This window comes from Streptomyces sp. PCS3-D2 (assembly GCF_000612545.2).
GTDB lineage: Bacteria > Actinomycetota > Actinomycetes > Streptomycetales > Streptomycetaceae > Streptomyces.
The window spans coordinates 1,331,672-1,352,230 of record NZ_CP097800.1 but is presented as its reverse complement, the minus strand read 5'-3'; the positions used below and the strand labels follow the sequence as shown (position 1 = coordinate 1,352,230).

Below are 20,559 nucleotides of genomic sequence, written 5' to 3'. Positions count from 1 at the left end.
CCCGTACGTCGCCATATCCTGGGGGTGCAGGCGCCGCCGCCGGAAACGAAGGAGTCGCAAGTGCCGTCGATTTTCGATGTGGTCGTGGTGGGGGCGGGCCCCAACGGGCTGACGGCCGCCGTCGAACTGGCCCGGCGCGGCTTCTCGGTGGCCGTCTTCGAGGCCGCCGCCACGGTCGGCGGGGGAGCCCGGACCGAGGAGCTCACCCTGCCCGGCTTCCGGCACGACCCCTGCGCGGCGGTGCACCCGCTGGGCGCCGGTTCGCCGGTCTTCGCCACGATGCCGTTGAAGCGGTACGGACTGGAATGGCTGCACGCCCCGCTTCCGATGGCGCACCCCTTCGACGACGGGACGGCCGCCGTCCTCGCGCGCTCCGTCGCGGAGACGGCGGCGTCCTTCGGGCCGCGCGACGCGGGCGCCTACCGGCGCCTGGTCGGACCCTTCCTCGGCCGATGGGACACCCTGGCCCGGGACTTCATGTCCCTGCCGGACACCGCACTGCCCCGTGACCCGGTGACCCTCGCCCGCTTCGGGCTGGCCGGCCTGCCGCCCTCCACCTGGCTGCTGCGCCGCTTCCGGGACGAACGGGCGCGGGCGCTGTTCGCGGGGCTCGTGGCCCACGTCATCGCACCGCTCGGCGGGATCGGGACCGGTGGCGTCGGCCTGGTCTTCGCCCTCGCCGCCCACGCGGGCGGCTGGCCCATGGCCCGCGGCGGCTCCCAGTCGATCTCCGACGCCCTGGCCTCCTACCTGCGCGACCTCGGTGGAGCGATCCACACGGACTTCGAGGTCAAGCGGCTCGACGACCTCCCGCCCGCCCGCGCCTACGTCTTTGACACCTCGCCCACGGCGTTGGCCCGGATCGCCCGATTGGGCCGCGCCTACGACGGCTACCGGTACGGCGCCTCCGTATTCAAGATCGACTACGCGCTGGACGGACCGGTTCCGTGGACGGCGGAGGAGCCGCGCCGCGCCGGCACCGTCCAGATCGGCCCGCGCACACGCGACATCGACGCCGCCCTGCAGCTCGCCTCGGCCGGCCGGGCCCCCCGCACGCCGTTCCTGATCACTGCCCAGCCCAGCCTGGCCGACCCCGGCCGGGCCCCCGAGGGCAAGCACGTCTTCTGGGCGTACGGCCACGTCCCCGCGGGCTGGGACGGCGACCTCACCGATGCCGTCGAGCGCCAACTGGAGCGCTTCGCCCCGGGCTTCCGCGACCGGGTCCTGGCCCGCGCCACGGCCGGACCGCCTCAGCTCGCCGCCCGCAACCCCAACTACGTCGGCGGCGACATCGCCTGCGGGGCCGCATCGGGCCTGCAGCTCCTGCTGCGCCCCCGGCTCAGCCTCTCCCCCTACACCACCGCCCACCCGGCGGTCTTCATCTGCTCCTCGGCGACCCCGCCGGGCCCGGGCGTCCACGGCATGTCCGGCCACAACGCCGCCAAGGCGGTCTGGCGCCACCTGCGCCAGGCCTCCTGAGGCGCCGCCCGCCCCCCGAACCGTGAAAGGACTTCCGATGGTGCGCATCACACTGGTACGCGGCGACATCACCGCCGAGAAGGCCGACGCCATCGTCAACGCCGCGAATTCCTCACTGCTCGGCGGCGGCGGGGTCGACGGCGCCATCCACCGCAAGGGCGGCCCGGAGATCCTCGCCGCCTGCGAGGACCTGCGGCGCGGGCACTACGGCAAGGGACTGCCGACGGGCCGGGCCGTCGCCACCACCGCCGGCCGACTGGCCGCCGAGCACGTCATCCACACGGTGGGGCCCGTCTGGTCGCGCGAAGAGGACCGGTCGGACCTGCTCGCCTCCTGCTACCGCGAGTCGCTGCGCGTCGCCGACGAGCTGGGGGCCCGTACGGTGGCCTTCCCGGCCATCTCCACCGGTATCTACGGCTGGCCCATGGACGACGGGGCGCGGATCGCGGTCCGGACGGTCCTGGCCGCCCGCACCGAGGTCCAGGAGGTGCGCTTCGTCCTCTTCGACGCCGCCGCGTACGCCGTCTTCGAGGCCGCGGTCGGATCCTCTCTCCAGGACCCGTCCGGCGGATCGCGGCCGGGGCCCTGACCCACCGGCCCGGCCCGGAGCCCTGACCCACCGGCCCGGCCCGGAGCCGTGACCAGCCGGGCTTTCCCGGGCCCGGCGGGATCCGTCAGGCCATCGGCCGGGTCGTCCGCCGGATCGTCAGCGCGGTCGCCGCGAGGCGCCCGGCGCGGGCTTCGGATAGGTCCTGGACTGCTTCACGCTGCCGTACGCGAAGCTCGACTCGATCGAGGCGATGCCCGGGATGGCATGGATGCGGTGGCGCACCAGGGCCTCGTAGGCCTCCAGGTCCTCGATGACGACTCTGAGCAGGTAGTCGCTGCTCCCCGCCATCAGGTAGCAGTCCTGGATGTGCTCGATGCCGGCCACGTGCTCCTCGAAGAGCCGCACCGCCTCCGCCGTGTGCCGCTCCAGCCGGATCCGGACGAAGACGGTCACCGGCAGCCCGTAGGCGACCTGGTCGACCATGGCCGTGTAGCCGCGGATCAGGCCCGCCTCCTCCAATCGCCGGACCCGGCGCAGGCAGGGTGACGGGGACAGCCGGACGCGGTCGGCCAGTTCCTGGTTGGAAAGGCGCCCGTCCGTCTGCAATTCCCGGATGATCTGCAGATCGACTGCGTCCATGGCCCCTCCTTGGCAGATCCTGCCCCAAACGTATGTCCGAGAGGCAGAACTGGCAATCGGCTGCCCCGGCAAAAGCTCTAGCGTTGCCCGTGAGCGGGCCGGACCGGCCCGTGTTCCAGAGGCTGGAGTGGATCCCTTGGTCGCGACGCACACCACCCGGGCGACCCTGCCTCCCGATGCGGCGGGCCCGCGTGCCGGACACCCCGGCCGGCGCGGGCTCTCCCCCCAGGCCCAGGGCATGCTGGCCCTGCTGGTGACGGTCTCGATCTGGGCCGCGTTCGCGCTCAGCGCCCGCGCCCTGAGCGGTTCCTCGCTGCTGCCGGCCGATGCGGCCCTGCTGCGGTTCGGCCTGCCTCCCGTCCTCCTCCTCCCCGCCCTGTGGCGGCGCCGCCGCGCCATCGCCGCGGTGCGGCCGGGCCCCGCGCTGAAGATCGTCTGTGGTGCCGGGGTGCCCTTCTTCCTGGCCGCGATGCACGGCGGAGCCCTGACCTCCGCGGCCTTCGTCGGGTCCATCGTCCCCGGCATGGTCCCGCTCTTCGTGTCCCTGATCATGATCCGACGCGGTCACGGCGTGCCCAGGGGCACCCAGGCGGTCGGCCTCGCCCTGATCGCGGCCGGTGTCATCGCCCTGGTCTGGCGCTACGTCGTCCCCGTGGACACGGACGTCCTCGCCGGCTCCGGCATCCTCCTGGTCGCGAGCGGCCTGTGGGCCCTCTACACGGTGGGGCTGCGCGAGGTGGACCTCGATCCCGTCGGCTCGATCGGACTGCTCTGCCTGCCCTCCTTCGCGATCATCGGGCTCCTCGTCCTGACCGGCGTTCTGCCCACCGGGATCGCGCACGCCGCGGGCGCCGACATCGCCCTGTTCCTGGTCGTGCAGGGCCTCGGCGTGGGGCTGTGCGCGGGCCTGCTCTACGCCTTCGCGATCCGCCGCCTCGGCGCCGAACGCAGCTCCGCCGTCGGCAGCCTCAGCCCCGTCGCGGTGGTCCTCCTCGCCATCCCCCTGCTCGGCGAATCACCCACCGCCGCCGTCCTGGCCGGCGTCCCCCTGATCACCGCCGGCGTCGTCCTCGCCAACCGCCGCCCCCGCCCCCGACCCGAGGTCCCCGCAGATGCTTGAGCTCCTTCCCACGCCGCCCACCGACCCGCTGTGGGACCTGACCTACGAGTTCGGCGGCGACGAGCGGCCCGAACGCCTGAACCTGGTCCTCGGCGTCTACCGGGACCAGACCGGCACCACCCCGGTCATGGCCGCCGTCCGCGAGGCCGAGATACGGCTGGCGCAGCTCTCGGAGTCCAAGGAGTACCGAGGGCTCTCCGGCAACACCGCCTTCAACCGGTCCCTGCTGGACCTGGTGCTGGGCCCGGACGGGCCTGTCGAGCGGGCCGCGGCCGTCCAGACCGTCGCGGGCTCCGGCGCGCTGCGGCTGCTCGCCGACCTGATCCACCGCACCCGGCCCGGCGCCACGGTGTGGATCAGCGACCCGGCCTACGTCAACCACCGGCCCATCCTGGAGGCCGCCGGGCTGACGGTGCGCACCTACGGGTGGCGGGACGCCGAGGGCGGCTTCGACACGGCCGGAGTGCTGCGGGAGCTGGCCGGCGCCGGGCGCGACGACGTCGTCCTGCTCCAGGGGTGCTGCCACAACCCCTCGGGGGTCGACCCGCTGCTGGACGACTGGGAGGCGCTGGCCGAGTCGGCCGAGCGCGGCGGCTGGGTGCCCTTCGTCGACCTCGCGTACCACGGGCTCGGCGACGGGCTGGAGGGCGACCTGCTGGCCACTCGGATGCTGGCGGCCCGGGTGCCCGAGATGCTGATCGCCGTGAGCTGCTCGAAGAACTTCGGCCTCTACAGCGACCGCGTCGGCTGCGCCATGGTGCTCGGGACCTCGGGGCGGGCCGTGCGGCACGCCGAGACGGCCCTGCAGAACGCGGCCCGGACCCTGTACTCGATGCCGCCCGAGCACGGCGCCGCCGTCGTGACCACGATCCTTCAGGACGAGGAGCTGCGGGCCTCCTGGCGGGCGGAGCTGGACGTCATGCGCGGCCGGATCACGGCCAACCGGGCGGACCTGGCCGGGCACCTCACCGCGCTCGGCTGCACGGAGCAGGCGCGCTCGCTGGCCCGACAGAAGGGCATGTTCTCGATGCTGGCGCTGACCCCGCACCAGATGCTGCGGCTGCGCAGGCAGTACGCCATCTACGGGACGACCTCGGGCCGGATCAACATCGCCGGCATCCCGGCCCACCGGATCCCGTGCCTGGCCCGGGGGATCGCAGGGGTCCTGGACACGGTCGAACCTCGCCCGCGCGAACTGGCCTGAGGTCGCTGCCCGGCGCTTCCGCAAGCGGGGGCGGTCGGCGCTTCGCGCGCTGCGCCGCCCCTTGGCGCACCCGGCCTGAGGGTCCCCGAATGCCCCGGGACGACTCCCCGGACGTACGCTGGAAGCGATTCGCGTCGCGCTCCGCACGAGGCCGGCGGGAGGTGTGGGCATGACCGCAGCGCCGGATTTCCGGGTCGCCCGAGGGCCCGGCGCCACCGTATGGGCACCCGAGACGGTCACGGCCGACCCCTACAACGCCCAGACCCCCTCGGCCGCGCTGGCCGAGCCCGTCACCCCCGTGGCCGCCTTCTTCGTACGCGACCACTTCGGCATCCCGCCCACCGACGCCGGACGGTGGCGGCTGCACGTCGGCGGCGCCGTGGCCACCGCTTTCTCCATCGGCCGTGAAGAGCTCCTCGCGCTGGAGCACCGCGCGCTCGACGTCGTCGTGGAATGCGCGGGGAACGGCCGGAGCCTGATGCGGCCCGCCCCGCCCGGCCTGCCCTGGAGCCAGCGGGCGGTGGGCTGCGCGCGCTTCGAGGGCGTGCCCTTCCGCCTGCTCGCGGACCGCGCCGGGATCGACCCGGAGGCCGTCGAGGTCGTCTTCACCGGAGCGGATTCCGGCACCGTGCACGGCCGCCGCACCCCCTTCGAACGCAGCCTCCCGCTCGCAGTGGCCCGCCACCGGGACACCCTCCTCGCCACCCGCATGAACGGTGAGCCGCTCACCCCCGAGCACGGCGCCCCGGTCCGCCTCGTGGTTCCCGGCCGGTACGCCGTCGCGGATGTGAAGTGGCTGGTCGGGGTGCGGGTCGTGACCGCCCCCTTCGGCGGGGTCTTCCAGGCCGAGGAATACCTCTACACCGCCGCGCGCGGTACCCCCGAAGGCCCCGTGACGACCCTGCGGGTCAAGTCGCTCATCACCGAGCCGGCCCCGGACGAGGACCTGCGCCGGGGCCGTGCGGTCGTGGTCCGGGGCCATGCCTGGTCGGGCGGCGGGGTGCCCGTGTCCAGGGTCGAGGTCCGGGCCGAGCACCAGGACGAGGCCGGCGACCCGGACCACGTCCGGGGCTGGCACGAAGCCGTCCTCTCACCACCGGCCGGCCCCTACGCCTGGACCGGCTGGACCTACCGGTGGACCCCGCAGCAGCCGGGACCCTACCGGCTGCTGTCCCGTGCCACCGACGCCCGCGGCGTCGCACAGCCGCTGCAGGCCCCGTGGAACGCCCATGGCTACGGCTGCAACCCCGTGGCCTCCGTCGAGGTGGTGGTCGTATGAGTCGCGTGAACGGTTCCGGGGCGGCGATCGAGGCCCTCGCCACCCCGTCGTTGGGGGACACCAGCTACCTGCTCGTCAGCGGTGACGAGGCCGCCCTCGTCGACCCGCAGCGGGACGTCTGGGAGGTGGTGGACTCCTGCGCCGCCCGGCGGGTCCGGATCCGTTACGTCCTGGAGACGCACGTGCACAACGACTACGTCTCGGGCGCGCTGGAGGTCCGGGCGGCCACCGGTGCCACCGTCGCCGGGCCGGCCCGCGCCCCGTACGCCTTCGACCACCTGCCCCTGGCCGAGGACGACGAGATCCGCGTCGGCGACGCGACCGTGCGCGCCGTGGAAACCCCGGGTCACACCGCCGAGCACACTTCCTACCTGGTCTTCGACGACACGGACCGGGCCCCGTCCGCCGTCTTCACCGGAGGCAGTCTCCTCGTCGGCAGTGCCGGCCGGACCGACCTGTCGGGAAGCGGCCGTACGGAGGAACTCGCCCGGGCCCAGTACCGGACGCTGCGCCGCCTCGCCCTGCTCCCCGACGGCACCCGCGTGCTGCCGACGCACGGCGCGGGCAGTTCCTGCGCGGCCGGCCCGGTGTCGGGGGAGCGGACCAGCACGGTCGGCGCGGAGCGGCGCAGCAACCCCGTGCTGACCGCCCAGGACGAGGAGGAGTTCGTCCGGGGGCGGATGTCGGGACTGCCCCCGTACCCCGCCTACTACCGCCACATGGCGCCGGTCAACCGGCACGGGCCGCAGGTCCTCGGCGGCCCGCCCGTCCTCCGGCCGCTCACCCCGGCCATGGTCGAGGGGCTCGCCGGCGGTGGCGCCCAGATCGTCGACGGGCGCGACCGGGCGGCCTTCGCCGCGGGCCACCTGCCCGGCTCGATCTGCGACGAGCTCGACGAGCGCTTCGCGAGTCTGGTCGGCGAGGTCGTGCCCTTCGGTACGCGGCTGGTCCTCGTGCTGCCCGAACCGGCCGGGGACGCCGCCCACGAGGCGATGGTCCAGCTCCTGCGGATCGGTTACGACGATGTCGCCGGGTACCTCGCGGGAGGTGCCGACGCCTGGGCGGCGGCCGGCCGTCCGCTGCGCGCCTTCCGCACCGCGGACGCGGCCGCCCTGGTCGGGGACCTCGACCGCAGGCGGGTGCTCGACGTGCGGCCGGAGCGCCCCGAGGGCGGCATCCCCGGCTCCCTGGCCGTGCCCCTCGCCGAACTGCCCCGCAGGATCGGCGAGCTGCCCCGGGACCGGGAGATCTGGGTGGTGTGCGGCAGCGGCCGCCGGGCGGCCGTCGCGGCGGGTCTGGTCGACCGGGCGGGGATCCCGGTGACCGCAGTGATCAGTGGCGGGGTGCAGGAGCTGCTGGCGCATGCGTGACGGACGGCGTCCCGGGCCTGTGGTCGGGAGGCCGGACGGCCCCGCGGCGCGGTTTCCCGCCGCTCCCGCGGAGGTAGGGCTCCATACCAGCCCCTTCCGGCAGGACACAGAGCCCGGCGCCGATGGCTCGGATAGGGTGAATCGGTAGGAATCGGGCCCCCGGGGTGAGGTCGGTGTGGACACTTTCCAGTCGACGAGCGAGGTGCCGGACCCGCCGGCGGCGGCTGTCGGCTACGCGGGCGTACTCCGCGAGCTGCTGCCGATCGCCCTGTGGCGGGAGGACGCCGACGGGCGCGTCGTCGAGTGGTCGCTGGCCGCCCAGGACCTGCTCGGGCACCGCCCCGAGGACATCCTCGGCCGCGCGGGAGCCTCCGTCCTGGTCCCCGAGGCCAACCAGGAGCTCGCCGACCAGCTGACGCGCCGCGTCCAGGCGGGCGAGACCGTCGTCGGGACCCTCCCCGTACGCCACCGCGACGGCCACCGGGTCGTCATGGAGATGTGGATCGTCCCCGCCGTCGACGCCTCCGGGCGCATGGGGGCCCTGCTCATCGCCGTGGAGACCTCCGAGGTCCTCCACATGCGCGACTCCCTCGCCGCCCTCCAGAGCCTGTTCACCCAGTCGCCCATCGGCCTCGCCACCCTCGGCCCCGACCTGCGCTTCCTCCGGGTCAACGACGCGCTCGCCCGGATGAACGGCGTCTCCGCCGCCGAGCACCTCGGTAAACGCCTCACCGAAGTGGTCCCGGGGGTCAATGCCGCGGCCCTGGAGGCGACGATGCGGCAGGTGCTCGACCGGGGCACCGCCGTCGTCGACGTCCGCCGCACCGGCCGGACCCCCGCCGACCCCGAGCACGACCGGACCTGGTCCTGCTCCTACGCCCCCCTCCTGGACGGCTCCGGCCGGCCCCTCGGCCTGATCGCCTCCCTCATCGACATCACGGAGAGCCAGCAGGCCCAGGCCGAGGCCGAGCTGGCCCAGCACCGCCTCGCCCTGCTCGCGGAGGCGGGCACCCGCATCGGCACCACCCTGGACCTGCGCCAGACCGCCCAGGAGATCGTGCAGCAGTTGGTCCCGCAGCTCTCGGACTCCGCCGACGTACAGCTCCTGGAGTCCGTCCTCGGCCCCGACGAAGGCGCGGCACCCGCGGCCTCCACCCGCGGCCTCCTGCGCCGCCTGGCGGCGCAGTTCCCCGACCCGACCGCCCCCACCGCGCAACTCGCCGCCGGCCAGACCTTCCAGATCCCCGCCGGCACCGTCTACGAGCAGGTCATCACCGCGGGCCGGCCGATGAACCTCTACGTCTCCGACATCCCGGCACTGATCACCTCCCCGCGGGCCGACGCCCTGCGGGCCTACCTGGCCACCCTCGGCTCGGCCCGCCTGGTCCCGCTCGTCGCCCGCGGCACCGTCCTGGGCACCGTCACCGTCACCCGGACACGCGAGCGCGAGCCCTTCGACGAGCAGGACTGCGTCCTGGTCGACGAGCTCGTCGCCCGGGCGGCGCTCAACATCGACAACGCCCGCATGTACACCCGCCAGCGCCAGGCCGCACTCACCCTCCAGCGCAGCCTCACCAACAGCGCCCTGCCCAAGGTCCCCGGCCTCGAACTCACCGGCCGCTACCTGCCCGCCAGCGACCACGACGTCGGCGGTGACTGGTTCGACGCCATCCCGCTGCCCGGCGGGCGGACCGGTCTCGTCATCGGGGACGTCATGGGCCACGGCATCCACGCGGCGGCCGTCATGGGGCAGCTGCGCACCGCCGTACGGACCCTCGCGCGCCATGGCGTACCCCCCGCACAGCTGCTCCGCTCCCTCGACGCCGTCGTCGCCGACCTGGGTGAGGACGAGATGGCGACCTGCGTGTACGCCGTCCACCACGCGGCGTCCGGCGCCTGCGTGATCGCCCGTGCCGGCCACCCGCCGCCCGCCGTCGTCGCCACCGACGGGGCGGTGACCTTTCTCCACGGCCGGCCCGGGACGCCCCTGGGCGTCGGCGGACGCGACTTCCGTACCGAGGAGGTGCACCTGGCCCCGGACAGCCTGCTCGTCCTCTACACCGACGGGCTCATCGAGGCCCGGGACCGCGACCTCGACCAGGGCATGGAACAGCTCGCACAAGCCCTGCACGGCGCGGAGCAGCCCCTGGAGGGACTGTGCGACCAGATCCTGCGGCGGCTGCTCCCGTGCGCCCAGGAGGACGACGTGGCGATGCTCCTGGCCCGCTCCCGGTCTCCCCGCCCACCTGCCGGCTGACGGCCGTCCGCCGGGCTCACCAGGCCATGTCCTCCAGCGCGTCCAGATCCGGCGGCTCCGGCGGCTGTGGATCCGAGCCCCCGGTCAGCGGCAGCTCGGCCCAGATCACCTTCCCGCGGTCGGTGTAGCGGGTGCCCCACCGTTCGGCGTACTGCGCGACGAGGAACAGCCCGCGTCCGCCCTCGTCGGTGGTGGCCGCGTACCGCAGGTGCGGGGAGGTGTTGCTGCTGTCGGACACCTCGCAGATCAGGCTCCGGTCACGCAGCAGGCGTACGCCGACCGGCGCGCTCCCGTAACGGATCGCGTTGGTGACCAGCTCGCTCAGGATCAGCTCCGCGGCGAAGGCGCTGTCCTCCATGCCCCACTCGACGAGCTGCGCCGAGCCGGCGTTGCGCACCCGGGAGACGGCCGAGGGCTCACCGGGGACCTCCCATTCGGCGATCCGGTCCGCCTCCATCCGCCGGGTGTCCGCGATCAGCAGGGCGATGTCGTCGCTGGGCACCGGGAAGAGCATCGTGGCCAGCACGTCCGAGCAGGCCTCGTCGGGGGTGCGGCCGCGCCGCGACAGCGCGTCGGTGAGCAGCCGCAGCCCGGTGTCGAAGTCCCGGTCGCGGTCCTCGACCAGGCCGTCGGTGAACAGTGCGAGCCGGCTCCCCTCGGGCAGCTGGAACTCGACCGCCTCGAAGGGCATCCCGCCCACCCCGAGCGGCAGCCCGGCCGGCAGCTCGGGGAACTCCACCCGGCCGTCGGGGTGGACCAGCGCGGGGCCGGGATGCCCGGCGCTGGCCATCCGGCACCGCCCGGAGACCGGATCGTAGACCGCGTAGAGGCAGGTGGCACCGGTGACGGCGGAGGCAGGCTCGGCCGCGCCGTCGGGCCCGGCGTCCTCCTGGCCGGCCCCGCCGCCGTTCCCGTCCGGGTCCCCAGCCCCGTTCCCGCCGCCCTCCCCGGTCTCGTCCTGGTCGATCCGGTTGATCAGCTCGTCCAGGTGTCCCAGCAGCTCGTCGGGGGGTAGGTCCAGGGTGGAGAAGTTGTGCACCGCGGTCCGCAGCCGGCCCATGGTGGCCGCGGCGTGCACCCCGTGCCCGACGACGTCGCCCACGACCAGCGCCACGCGGGCTCCCGGCAGCTGGATCACGTCGAACCAGTCGCCTCCCACCCCCGCCGTCGCGGGCAGGTAGCGGTGGGCGACGTCCACGGCGCTCTGGTCGGGCAGGACCCGGGGCAGCAGGCTGCGCTGGAGGGTCACCGCCATCGCGTGCTCGCGGGTGAAGCGGCGGGCGTTGTCGATGGAGACGGCCGCCCGCGCACCCAGCTCCTCCGCGAAGGACAGGTCCTCCTCGTCGAACGGCTCCGGGGTGTCGGCGCGCCAGAAGTTGGCCATGCCCAGGACCACTCCGCGGGCCTGGAGGGGCACCGAGATCAGCGAGTGCAGGCCGTAGTCGAGGGCCATGCGGGTGCCCTGGGAGTCCTGGGCCCGCCAGCCCATGGCCGCGTTCAGGTCGGCCGCCAGCACCGCGTGCCCGGCGTCCAGGGCCGCGGCCATCGGAGCCGTCGGCACCTCGAACCGGATGAGGTCACCGACCGGCTGGAGCGGCGAGTCGGTCCGCACGCCGGTGATGGCCGCGCGGCGCATCTCGGTGTACACGCCGCCGACGGAGGGCTCGTCACCACGGAGCACGGGCTCCAGCAGCTCCACCGTCACGAAGTCGGCGAAGCGCGGTACGGCCACCTCCGACAGCTCCTCGGCGGTCCGTGCCACGTCCAGCGTGGTGCCGATCCGCACGCCCGCGTCGTACAGCAGCTGCAGGCGGCTGCGGGCGACCTCGGCCCGGCCGGAGACCGAGGCGAGCTCCGTCGTGTCGCGCAGGGTCACCACGCGGCCGGCCGGCCGGCCCGCGTAGGCCATGGTGGGCCGTACGTTGACCGCGAGCAGCCGGTCGCCCGCCAGGTGCACGTGGTCGGTCACGACACGGCCGGAGGCGAGCAGCTCGGTGGTGCGGGGGTCGAGGCCCAGGTCGCCGACGCGGCGCTCCTCGGCGTCCCGGGGGAGGTCGAGGAGCCGGCGGGCCTCGTCGTTGGCCAGGAGGAGCCGCTGGTCGTTCCCGATGATCAGAACGCCCTCGCGCACGGCGTGCAGAACGGCCTCGTGGTGTTCGTTCATCCGGGTCATCTCGGCGGCGCCCAGCCCCCGCGTCTGCCGCAGCAGCCGCCGGCTGACCAGGGCGGCCCCGGCCGTGCCGAGCAGCAGACCGGCCGCCGTGGCGCCCACCAGGAGGGGGAGCTGCCCCTCCACCGCGTGGGAGACGTTCTGGACCTCTATGCCGGTGCCGACCAGGCCGACCACGGTGCCGTCCGCGTTGCGCACGGGGACCACGGCCCGTACGGCGTCACTCGGCTGGCCCTGGAAGACCTGGGTGAAGGACTCTCCGGCGGCGGCACGGGAGACGTCCGAGGCGCGCTGGCCGATCAGCTCGGGCCGCGGATCGGTGTAGCGGACCCCGCGGAGGTCCATCACCGCGATGAAGTCGAGGCCGGCCGCTTTGCGGGCGGACTCGGCCAGCGGCTGGAGCGCGGCGGTCGGATCCCGGGACATCAGCGCCTCCGGGAGGCCGGGGGCGTGTGCGAACGCCTCGGCGGCGGCCAGCGAGCGGTTGCGGGCGTCACGCTGGCTGTCGAAGCGGGCCTGGAAGACCAGCGCCAGCGCCGCGGCGGTGATCAGCAGTACCACGATCACCGCCTGGAGGGCGAAGACCTGACCGGCGACGCTGTGCGCCCCCCGGGACAGGCGCGCGGACATGCGCGAACCCCATCCGGTCGGCTGTCGACCAAAACATCCGGTCATGAGCCCTTTCTAACACTGTCGCGGGGTTGGGGCGTGGCCGGGCGGCGGAGCCGACCGGGGCCGCTCGCCGTCCGTCCTCGCGGCCGGCCGGGAGGACGGCGGGCACGTGTGCGGGTCCTCCGGCCGGCGCAACGTCCGAGGCCCGGCACCCCGGGCAGGGGGGCCGGGCCTCCGGGCCGGGCGGGTCAGAGGACGTCGGCGGCGATGTTCGCCGCGACCTGCTCCAGTAGGGGACCCGCGTTCGGAATGGACTTGGCCGGGTCGGGCTCCAGGTCCGTCAGCGGGTACGCCTTGCGGATGCCCGCCCCCTGGAGGGCTTCCCGCCCCAGCAGCAGCCGCCCGCAGACCGCCACGACCGGCTTGCCCGCGGCGCGCGCCGCCGCCGCGACCCCCGCCGGGGCCTTGCCGTGCAGGGTCTGTTCGTCCAGCGAGCCCTCACCGGTGATGACGAGCGTGGCCCGCTCCAGTGCCGGAGCGAAGCCCAGCACCTCCAGCATCAGTTCGATGCCGGGACGGAAGCTCGCGCCCAGCAGCAGGGCACCGTAGCCGATGCCGCCCGCGCCTCCCGCGCCCGGGGAGGCGGCGAGCTCGGCGGCCTTCGGGCCGATCGACTTCTCCAGTACCTGCGCGTAGTGGGCCAGCGCCGCGTCCAGCGTCGCCACGTCGTCCGGCGAGGCGCCCTTCTGCGGACCGTAGACCGCCGCGCAGCCCTTCGGGCCGGTCAGCGGGTTGTCCACGTCGCTGGCCAGGACGAAGTCCACCTCCGCGAAGCGCGGGTCCACGCCCGACAGGTCGGCCGAGGCCAGATCGGCCAGCGCGCCGCCGCCCGGACCGACCGGTTCGCCGTTCGCGTCCAGGAACACCGCACCGAGGGCCGCCAGCATGCCGGCGCCGCCGTCCGTGGTGGCGCTGCCGCCGACGCCGAAGACGATCGAGCGGGCGCCCGCGTCCAGTGCGGCCTTGAGGACCTCGCCCGATCCGTACGTGGTCGCCGTCAGCGGCGCGAAGGTGCCCGCCGGCAGCAGCTGGAGGCCGGAAGCCTCCGCCATCTCGACCACCGCAGTGCCTCCGCGCAGCGCGAAGGCGGCCGTGACCTGCTCGCCGAGGGGCCCGGTGACCCGTACCTCCCGGCGTTCGAAACCTGCCGCCACGGCGGCCGCGACCGTGCCGTCGCCGCCGTCCGCGACCGGGAGGGTCTCGACCTCCACGTCCGGTACGGCCCTGCGAAGGCCGGCCGTCACCCGCTCCGCGACCTGAACGGCCGTGAGCGAGCCCTTGAATTTGTCCGCGGCGATGAGCACGCGCGCGGCCTCAGTTACTGCTCCGTCCGTCACCTTGCTATCCCTTGCTATCGAACAGTGCAGTCGCGCCGCCATGAGCTTATCCGGAGGATCCTCCTATGCCCATGAGTGGCATGGGCCACACCCGGCGCGCCATGCGCTTAAAGAGGGACATTCGCCTGCATAGTGTGGCCGCATGAGCGCCGAATCACTGGAACAGCCACGTCCGGACACCCCGGGAGGCAGCCCCGGCAGTCCCGTGGACGGCGCCCCCGACCGCACCATCGTCACCGTCGGCGTGATCGCCGTGCTGGCCGTCGTCGCCTGGGCGGCCCTCGCCGGAGACTCCTTCGACGCCGTGTCGAGCACGGCGCTGACCTGGGTCCTGGACAACTTCGCCTGGCTGTTCGTGATCGCCGCCGACGTCTTCCTCGTCATGTGCGTGGTCCTCGCGATCAGCCGCTTCGGCCGGATCCGGCTCGGCGCGGACGACTCCGAGCCCGAGTTCACCAACCTCTCGTGGATCGCGATGATGTTCAGCGCGGGCATGGGCATCGGCCTGATGTTCTACGGCGTGGGGGAGCCGCTGACCCACTACCTCACCCCGGCCCCCGCCTCCGGAGCAGCCCCGCGCACCGGCGAGGCCGCCCTCGCGGCCATGGAGTACTCCTTCTTCCACTGGACCCTCACCCCCTGGGCCATCTACGGCATCGCCGGACTCGCCCTCGCCTACGCGACCTTCCGCAAGGGCCGCGGCAACCGGCTCAGCTCCGCCTTCGTCCCCCTCATCGGCCGGGAGCGGGCCGACGGCGCCCCCGGCAAGGCCATCGACCTGCTCGCCGTCTTCGCGACCGTCTTCGGCACCGCCACCAGCCTCGGCCTCGGCGCGCTCCAGGTCTCCAAGGGCCTCAGCCTCACCACCGGGATCGAGGACTCCACCACCGTCGAGCTGGTCATCATCTGCTCGCTCTCGGCGGCCTTCGTGATCTCTGCCTTCTCCGGCCTGCACAAGGGCGTGAAGTGGCTGAGCACCAGCAACATCGTGCTCGCCGCCGTCCTGATGCTCTTCGTCTTCCTGCTCGGGCCCACCGTCTACATCCTCGACGTCATCCCCTCCAGCGTCGGCGGCTACCTCAGCGAGCTGGTGCCCATGGCGACCCGTACCGGCGCCTTCACCGACAGCGCCTGGCTCGGCGCCTGGACGATCTTCTACTGGGCGTGGTGGCTGTCCTGGGCACCCTTCGTCGGCACCTTCATCGCCCGCATCTCACGGGGCCGCACCATCCGCGAGTTCCTCATCGGCGTGCTGCTCGTGCCCAGCGGAGCCACCGTCGTCTGGTTCTGCGTGATGGGCGGCACCGCCATCCGCCTCGACTCCACCGGGGCCGTCGACTTCGCGGCCGCGCTGAAGGAGGGCACCGAGGCCTCCCTCTTCGCGATGCTGGACGCGCTGCCGCTGTCCACGCTCACCTCCTGGGTTGCCATGGCCCTCGTCATGACCTACTTCGTGACCAGCGCCGACTCCGCCTCGCTCGTCATGGGATCCCTCACCAGCCGGGGCTCCCTCCACCCGCCCACCTGGCTCGTCGTCACCTGGGGCGTCCTGATGGCCGCCGTGGCCGCCGTACTCCTCGTCGCCGGCGGCCTGAAATCCCTGCAGACCGCCACCATCCTGGTCGCGCTGCCCTTCGTCGTCGTCATGCTGCTGCTCTGCTGGGCGCTGCTCAAGGAGGTCCGGGAGGACCCCGGTGCGGGTCCCGCCCGCCACCATCCCCTGCACGGCGTACGGGACGCGGTCCGGGCCATGGTCGGCGACGCCGTCAGCGAGCAGGGCAGCGGCGGCCACCACCGCCACTTCCGCCTGCGCCGTGTCGCGCAGTCCCGGGGCGGGGGCCCGGAGGACGGCCCCGGTGCGGGACCGGGGCCGGGAGTCTGACGGGCGGCCCCTCGGTAGGGTGGCCGGGTGACCACCACGGATGACTTCGCCACGTACATCGCGAGCCTGCCCCGGGTGCTGGCCGGTGCGGCCGCCCTCTACCGGGACGCCGAGGGCCGGGTGCTGCTCGTCGAGCCCAACTACCGCGAGGGTTGGGCCCTGCCGGGCGGCACCATCGAGTCGGATCAGGGCGAGTCGCCGCGCGTCGCCGCCCGCCGGGAGAGCGCCGAGGAGATCGGCATCGACGTCCCCCTCGGTCGACTCCTCGCCGTGGACTGGACGTTCGGCCCCGGCCGCCCGCCGCTCGTCGCCTACCTCTACGACGGGGGCGTGCTCGACGAGGCCCAGCTGGCCTCGATCAGGCTCCAGGAGGAGGAGCTGATCTCGTGGCGGCTGGTCGATCCGGCCGAACTCACGTCCTACCTGCCCGGATCGCTCGGCCGGCGCACCGAGGAGGCGTACCGGGTGCTCCGGTCGGGTGACGGCGCCGCGGAGCTGGAGGACGGCCGTCCCCCGGTCGCCTCGTAGGTGCCGCCCCGCTCACCTCGACAACCTCGACCAGGACAGAATCTGAAGATGATCACGATGTACGCCTGGCCCAGCACGGCCGACGGGCCGGACGCCCTGCCGATGGTCCACTTCACGACGGACCAGCAGGCCGGTGGCGAGGTCACCCCCGACGGGACGCCGGTGTGGCTCTTCGACACCGCGATACGCGAGGGCGGCTGGGCCCGGTTCGCCGACTTCGAGGCCTGGTCCTCGCCCGCTGCCGACTGGCGGGCCCTCTACCGGCGCGAGGACGACTTCCTCGCCGTCACCGGCCCCGGCGCCTGCGAGGGCTGGTACGAGGGCGGCCTCGGCGCCGACGCCGACTGGGTGGCGGCGGCCGCCACCCAGCAGAGCGTGGTGCTCCTCGCCGCCCCCGTGCAGCACCCCTCGCTCTACGGCTACGCCGTCGAGGCCGACGCCGCCTTCGCACTGCTCGTCCCGCTCCTGGTGGTCTGACCCGGGGTCAGGCCAACAGCTTGGCCTTGGCGCGGTCGAACTCCTCCTGGGTGATGTCGCCCTTGTCCTTGAGCGCGGAGAGCTTGTGCAGCTCGTCCGCCGAACCGCCACCGGGGCCGGCGGCCTGCTGGACGTACTGCTTGAAGGCCGCCTCGTTCTCCTGCATCTGCTTGGTGTCCCGCTCGGCCATGCTCTTGCCGCGGGCGATGAGATACACGAACACGCCGAGGAACGGCAGGATCAGCACGAAGATCAGCCATCCCGCCTTGCCCCACCCGCTCAGGGTGTGGTCGCGGAAGATGTCCGTGATGATCTTGAAGAGCAGGAAGAACCACATGATCCACAGGAACAGCCACAGCATCGTCCAGAAGAGGTTCAGAAGCGGGTAGTCGTCCATGCCGGCTCCGATCGTGTAGCGGTATTCCTTTCATACAGGCGCTTCGGTATGTCCGCATGCGGAACGATCTGCCGTCGGGCCTCTCGGAGTGACTTCCGCCCCGCCCGCGCACCCTGCGACGGGTCGGAACCGCCGTTCACGACGTCAACGTCCGCTACGACGTCAGGCCCTGGCCCGCCTCGAAGGCCAGCAGCCGCACCTTGCGCTCGACGCCGCCGCCGTAGCCCGTCATGCTGCCGGAGGCGCCGATCACCCGGTGGCACGGGACGATGATGCCGACCGGGTTCTTCCCGTTGGCCAGGCCGACCGCCCGCGAGGCGTTCGGCCTGCCCAGCTTCGCCGCGAGCTCCCCGTACGACCACGTCTCGCCGTACGGGATCCGCACGAGCTGGTCCCAGACACTGCGCTGGAACGCGGTGCCCTCCAGCCGGAGCGGGAGGTCGAACTCGGTCAGCTCCCCGGCGAAGTACGCGGCCAGCTGGCGCGCCACTTCGGGAAAGGGCTCCTCGGTGGCCGCCACCCGCTCCCCGAACGACTCCTCGGCCGGCCGGTGACGCTGCCCCGTCATGTAGAGGCCGCTCAGGACGCCGTCCGCGGCGACCAGGGTGAGCGGCCCGTAGGGGCTCTCGACGACGGTGTGCTGCTTTCGGCTGTTCACGGTGTCCCGCATGACTGCTGCTCCTCAGACCGGCAGGTGGTTGATGGGGTGGGCGTCCGTGGCCCACAGGTACTGGACGGCGTACGCGCGCCAGGGCCGCCATCCGGCGGCCCGAGCCGTCAGCGCGGAGGGCGTGGACGGCAGCCCGAGCCCCTGTGCCGCCCGGCGGACGCCCAGATCGGACGGCAGGAAGGCGTCCGGGTCACCGAGTGCCCGCATCGCGATCACCTCGGTGGTCCACGGGCCGAAGCCGGGCAGCGCCGACAGCCGGGCGCGGGCCGCCTCCCAGTCGCTGTCGATGCCGAGCGGCAGGGAACCGTCGGCCAGCGCCGCGACCAGGGTGGTGAGCGTGGCCCGCCGGCTGCGCGGCAGGGCCAGTGACTCGGGGTCGAGCCCGACCAGTGCCTGCGGCGACGGGAAGAGGTGGCTCAGCCCGCCCAGCGGGTCCTCGACGCGCTCCCCGTAGGCCGTGACCAGCCGGGCGGCGTGCGTGCGGGCGGCGGCTGTGGACACCTGCTGGCCCAGCACGGCCCGGACGGCGAACTCCGCCGCGTCGACCGTGCGGGGGACCCGGCGCCCCGGGGCCTTGTCCACGAGCGGCGCCAGCAGCGGGTCGGAGCGCAGCTGCTCGTCGACCGCCTCGGGATCGGCGTCGAGGTCGAGCATCCATCGGCAGCGGCTGATGGCGATCGTCAGGTCGCGCAGGTCGGTGAGGGCCAGGCGGCAGCCGATGTGGTCGGGCTGCGGGGTGAGGGCCACGACACCGGTGCCGTGGGGCAGGCGCAGGGTGCGGCGATAGGCGCCGTCGCGCCACTCCTCGACACCGGGGACGGCCGTCGCGGCCAGGTGCCCGAAGAGGTTGTCGGGGTTCAGGGGAGCCCGGAACGGCAGCCGCAGGCTGATCGTCCCGGGGATCCGCGGCGCAGCGTCCTTCTTCCGGCCGGCCTTCACCGACCGCTCCCGCAGCTCGCTCGGGGAGAGGGCGAAGACCTCCCGGACGGTGTCGTTGAAAGTGCGGATGGAGGAGAAGCCGGCGGCGAAGGCCACGTCGCCCATCGGCAGCTCGGAGGTCTCGATGAGCAGCCGGGCGGTCTGGGCGCGCTGCGCCCTGGCCAGGGCGAGGGGGCCGGCACCGAGCTCGGCGTTGAGCTGCCGCTCCACCTGGCGGGTGGAGTAGCCGAGGCGGGCGGCCAGGCCCGGGACGCCCTCCCGGTCGACGACCCCGTCCTGGATCAGCCGCATCGCCCGGGCCACGGCGTCCGCACGGGCGTTCCACTCGGGGGAGCCGGGGCTGGTGTCGGGCCGGCAGCGCTTACAGGCACGGAACCCGGCCTGCTGGCAGGCGGCGGCGCTGGGCAGGAAGGTCATGTTCTCGACCTTCGGAGGTACGGCGGGGCAGCTGGGCCGGCAGTAGATCCGGGTGGTCAGGACGGCAGTGAAGAACCAGCCGTCGAAGCGGGCATCCTTCGACTGCACGGCCCTTACGCAGCGCTCGGTGTCGGTGTGCATGGCTCCAGGATCTGGGGCGAGATCCCCGGCGGCTGGCGGTTTTCCGACATCAAGGCTAACCCTGGCCGGGGGCGGCCCGGCGGGGGCGGGGGCGAGGCGGGGCGGGGCCGTGGCCGGTGGCGGGGCGGGGGCGGTCCGGGGTAGGCGTGATGTATGGCTGCTCGGCGGACACGCAGAAGGCCCCGGATGCGGTGGCATCCGGGGCCTTCCACGTACGGCCGGCGCAGCGACTGCGCTAGCGCAGCGACGTCGCCCGTGCCTCGCGGCGGTTGTGGCGGAAGGTGTTGGCCCTCCGCGTCGTCGCGAACAGCGGAATGGTCGCGGCCATGGCGATCTGCAGCGCACAGCCGGTCTGGAGCAGCATCTGGCCGCCCGGCGCGTCGAACGCCCAGGCCGCCAGCAGGCCCATCGCACTGATGATCCAGCAGAGCATCGCCACCGCGAGGACACCCCGCGGCTTGGGGTACTCGACCCGGCTCACCATCAGCCACGCCACCCCGACGATCGCCAGCAGTGTCGGGATGAACGGGAGCTCCAGCAGCACGATCGAGACGACCGTCAGCGCGCCGAAGGGGCTCGGCATGCCCTGGAACATGCCGTCCTTCATCGTCACGCAGCTGAATCTCGCCAGGCGGAGCACCACGGCGAGCAGCACCACGATCGCGGCCAGCGCCGACACCTTCTGGTCCGCGTCGACGGCGACCATGCCGTAGACGAGGACGAAGTAGGCGGGGGCGAGACCGAAGCTGATCAGGTCGGACAGGTTGTCCAGCTCGGCACCCATCGGCGAGCTGCGCAGCTTGCGGGCCACGATGCCGTCGAAGAGGTCGAAGACCGCGGCGAGCAGCATCAGTATCACGGCAGTGGCGGCGCTGTTGCGGGCCATGCCCGTCTCGCCGCTCCCGGTGAGGTGCGGGATGAGGATTCCGGTGGTGGTGAAGTACACCGCCATGAATCCGCACGTGGCGTTGCCGAGGGTGAGCGTGTCCGCTATCGACAGCCGCAGCGAGAGCGGCATGTCGTCCTCGGCG

General features: G+C 73.6%; 17 protein-coding genes. 10 read left to right on the top strand and 7 right to left on the bottom strand.

Going from position 1 to position 20,559, the window contains the following annotated elements:
- Positions 1 to 60: 60 nt before the first annotated feature.
- Together AW27_RS05615 and AW27_RS05610 are read left to right on the top strand one after the other, a co-directional pair.
- Positions 61 to 1,479 (top strand): phytoene desaturase family protein, encoded by a 1,419-nt coding sequence (locus AW27_RS05615; protein ID WP_052030021.1) that lies wholly within the window; start codon positions 61 to 63, stop codon positions 1,477 to 1,479.
- A 37-nt stretch (positions 1,480 to 1,516) separates the two neighbouring features.
- Positions 1,517 to 2,068, top strand: coding sequence for an O-acetyl-ADP-ribose deacetylase (locus AW27_RS05610; protein WP_037915783.1), 552 nt, complete (start codon positions 1,517 to 1,519; stop codon positions 2,066 to 2,068).
- Between the two features lie 117 nt (positions 2,069 to 2,185).
- Here the strand turns inward: AW27_RS05610 and AW27_RS05605 are convergent, their stop codons facing one another.
- Positions 2,186 to 2,668, bottom strand: a complete 483-nt coding sequence (locus AW27_RS05605) for an Lrp/AsnC family transcriptional regulator (RefSeq protein WP_037915785.1) — start codon at positions 2,666 to 2,668, stop codon at positions 2,186 to 2,188.
- Positions 2,669 to 2,804: 136 nt separating this feature from the next.
- On the opposite strand from AW27_RS05605, the gene AW27_RS05600 reads away from it, so the two are divergent.
- From AW27_RS05600 to AW27_RS05580, 5 genes are all read left to right on the top strand, one after another.
- The gene (locus tag AW27_RS05600) at positions 2,805 to 3,788 is read left to right on the top strand and encodes a DMT family transporter (RefSeq protein WP_236647436.1); all 984 of its coding nucleotides are present in this window, start codon (positions 2,805 to 2,807) and stop codon (positions 3,786 to 3,788) included.
- Entirely contained in the window at positions 3,781 to 4,992 is a 1,212-nt protein-coding gene (locus AW27_RS05595; protein ID WP_037915787.1) for an amino acid aminotransferase, read from the top strand. The genes AW27_RS05600 and AW27_RS05595 overlap by 8 nt, the downstream gene beginning before the upstream one ends.
- 169 nt (positions 4,993 to 5,161) lie before the next feature.
- Positions 5,162 to 6,271, top strand: a complete 1,110-nt coding sequence (locus AW27_RS05590; protein WP_052030022.1) for a molybdopterin-dependent oxidoreductase — start codon at positions 5,162 to 5,164, stop codon at positions 6,269 to 6,271.
- Entirely contained in the window at positions 6,268 to 7,641 is a 1,374-nt protein-coding gene (locus tag AW27_RS05585; protein WP_063890537.1) for an MBL fold metallo-hydrolase, read from the top strand. Before AW27_RS05590 ends, AW27_RS05585 begins: the two co-directional genes overlap by 4 nt.
- A 175-nt stretch (positions 7,642 to 7,816) precedes the next feature.
- Positions 7,817 to 9,898, top strand: a complete 2,082-nt coding sequence (locus tag AW27_RS05580) for a SpoIIE family protein phosphatase (protein WP_304949836.1) — start codon at positions 7,817 to 7,819, stop codon at positions 9,896 to 9,898.
- 16 nt (positions 9,899 to 9,914) lie between these two features.
- Here AW27_RS05580 and AW27_RS05575 read toward each other — a convergent pair whose 3' ends face one another.
- Positions 9,915 to 12,698, bottom strand: coding sequence for a SpoIIE family protein phosphatase (locus AW27_RS05575; protein WP_037915788.1), 2,784 nt, complete (start codon positions 12,696 to 12,698; stop codon positions 9,915 to 9,917).
- Positions 12,699 to 12,928: 230 nt separating this feature from the next.
- Complete coding sequence (locus tag AW27_RS05570; protein ID WP_037915790.1) at positions 12,929 to 14,077, bottom strand: glycerate kinase; 1,149 nt, start codon at positions 14,075 to 14,077, stop codon at positions 12,929 to 12,931.
- Between the two features lie 142 nt (positions 14,078 to 14,219).
- Here AW27_RS05570 and AW27_RS05565 point away from each other — a divergent pair, with 142 nt between their 5' ends.
- Genes AW27_RS05565 through AW27_RS05555 form a run of 3 tightly spaced genes read left to right on the top strand, consistent with a single transcriptional unit; the run spans position 14,220 to position 16,964 of the window.
- Complete coding sequence (locus tag AW27_RS05565; protein ID WP_037915792.1) at positions 14,220 to 15,959, top strand: BCCT family transporter; 1,740 nt, start codon at positions 14,220 to 14,222, stop codon at positions 15,957 to 15,959.
- 27 nt (positions 15,960 to 15,986) lie between these two features.
- On the top strand, positions 15,987 to 16,487 hold the full coding sequence (locus AW27_RS05560; RefSeq protein WP_037915795.1) for an NUDIX domain-containing protein: 501 nt from the start codon (positions 15,987 to 15,989) through the stop codon (positions 16,485 to 16,487).
- A 48-nt stretch (positions 16,488 to 16,535) separates the two neighbouring features.
- Complete coding sequence (locus tag AW27_RS05555; protein WP_037915797.1) at positions 16,536 to 16,964, top strand: hypothetical protein; 429 nt, start codon at positions 16,536 to 16,538, stop codon at positions 16,962 to 16,964.
- A 7-nt stretch (positions 16,965 to 16,971) separates the two neighbouring features.
- On the opposite strand, the gene AW27_RS05550 is transcribed toward AW27_RS05555, so the two are convergent.
- The 4 genes from AW27_RS05550 to pssA all read right to left on the bottom strand — a co-directional run bounded on the left by AW27_RS05550 (position 16,972) and on the right by pssA (position 20,546).
- Positions 16,972 to 17,361, bottom strand: coding sequence for an SHOCT domain-containing protein (locus AW27_RS05550; protein ID WP_037915799.1), 390 nt, complete (start codon positions 17,359 to 17,361; stop codon positions 16,972 to 16,974).
- Positions 17,362 to 17,515: 154 nt separating this feature from the next.
- On the bottom strand, positions 17,516 to 18,031 hold the full coding sequence (locus tag AW27_RS05545; protein WP_037915802.1) for a methylated-DNA--[protein]-cysteine S-methyltransferase: 516 nt from the start codon (positions 18,029 to 18,031) through the stop codon (positions 17,516 to 17,518).
- Positions 18,032 to 18,043: 12 nt separating this feature from the next.
- Positions 18,044 to 19,528, bottom strand: a complete 1,485-nt coding sequence (locus tag AW27_RS05540; protein WP_037915805.1) for an AlkA N-terminal domain-containing protein — start codon at positions 19,526 to 19,528, stop codon at positions 18,044 to 18,046.
- A 235-nt stretch (positions 19,529 to 19,763) separates the two neighbouring features.
- The gene (gene pssA, locus AW27_RS05535; RefSeq protein WP_370466674.1) at positions 19,764 to 20,546 is read right to left on the bottom strand and encodes a CDP-diacylglycerol--serine O-phosphatidyltransferase; all 783 of its coding nucleotides are present in this window, start codon (positions 20,544 to 20,546) and stop codon (positions 19,764 to 19,766) included.
- Between the last annotated feature and the right edge of the window lie 13 nt (positions 20,547 to 20,559).

Bases quoted from the DNA above. Each gene is read 5' to 3' on its own strand.
- AW27_RS05610 (WP_037915783.1), top strand. From the start codon at position 1,517: ATGGTGCGCATCACACTGGTACGCGGCGACATCACCGCCGAGAAGGCC.
- AW27_RS05605 (WP_037915785.1), bottom strand. From the start codon at position 2,668: ATGGACGCAGTCGATCTGCAGATCATCCGGGAATTGCAGACGGACGGG.
- AW27_RS05595 (WP_037915787.1), top strand. From the start codon at position 3,781: ATGCTTGAGCTCCTTCCCACGCCGCCCACCGACCCGCTGTGGGACCTG.
- AW27_RS05590 (WP_052030022.1), top strand. From the start codon at position 5,162: ATGACCGCAGCGCCGGATTTCCGGGTCGCCCGAGGGCCCGGCGCCACC.
- AW27_RS05585 (WP_063890537.1), top strand. From the start codon at position 6,268: ATGAGTCGCGTGAACGGTTCCGGGGCGGCGATCGAGGCCCTCGCCACC.
- AW27_RS05575 (WP_037915788.1), bottom strand. From the start codon at position 12,698: ATGTCCGCGCGCCTGTCCCGGGGGGCGCACAGCGTCGCCGGTCAGGTC.
- AW27_RS05565 (WP_037915792.1), top strand. From the start codon at position 14,220: ATGAGCGCCGAATCACTGGAACAGCCACGTCCGGACACCCCGGGAGGC.
- AW27_RS05555 (WP_037915797.1), top strand. From the start codon at position 16,536: ATGATCACGATGTACGCCTGGCCCAGCACGGCCGACGGGCCGGACGCC.
- AW27_RS05550 (WP_037915799.1), bottom strand. From the start codon at position 17,361: ATGGACGACTACCCGCTTCTGAACCTCTTCTGGACGATGCTGTGGCTG.
- AW27_RS05545 (WP_037915802.1), bottom strand. From the start codon at position 18,031: ATGCGGGACACCGTGAACAGCCGAAAGCAGCACACCGTCGTCGAGAGC.
- AW27_RS05540 (WP_037915805.1), bottom strand. From the start codon at position 19,528: ATGCACACCGACACCGAGCGCTGCGTAAGGGCCGTGCAGTCGAAGGAT.
- pssA (WP_370466674.1), bottom strand. From the start codon at position 20,546: ATGCCGCTCTCGCTGCGGCTGTCGATAGCGGACACGCTCACCCTCGGC.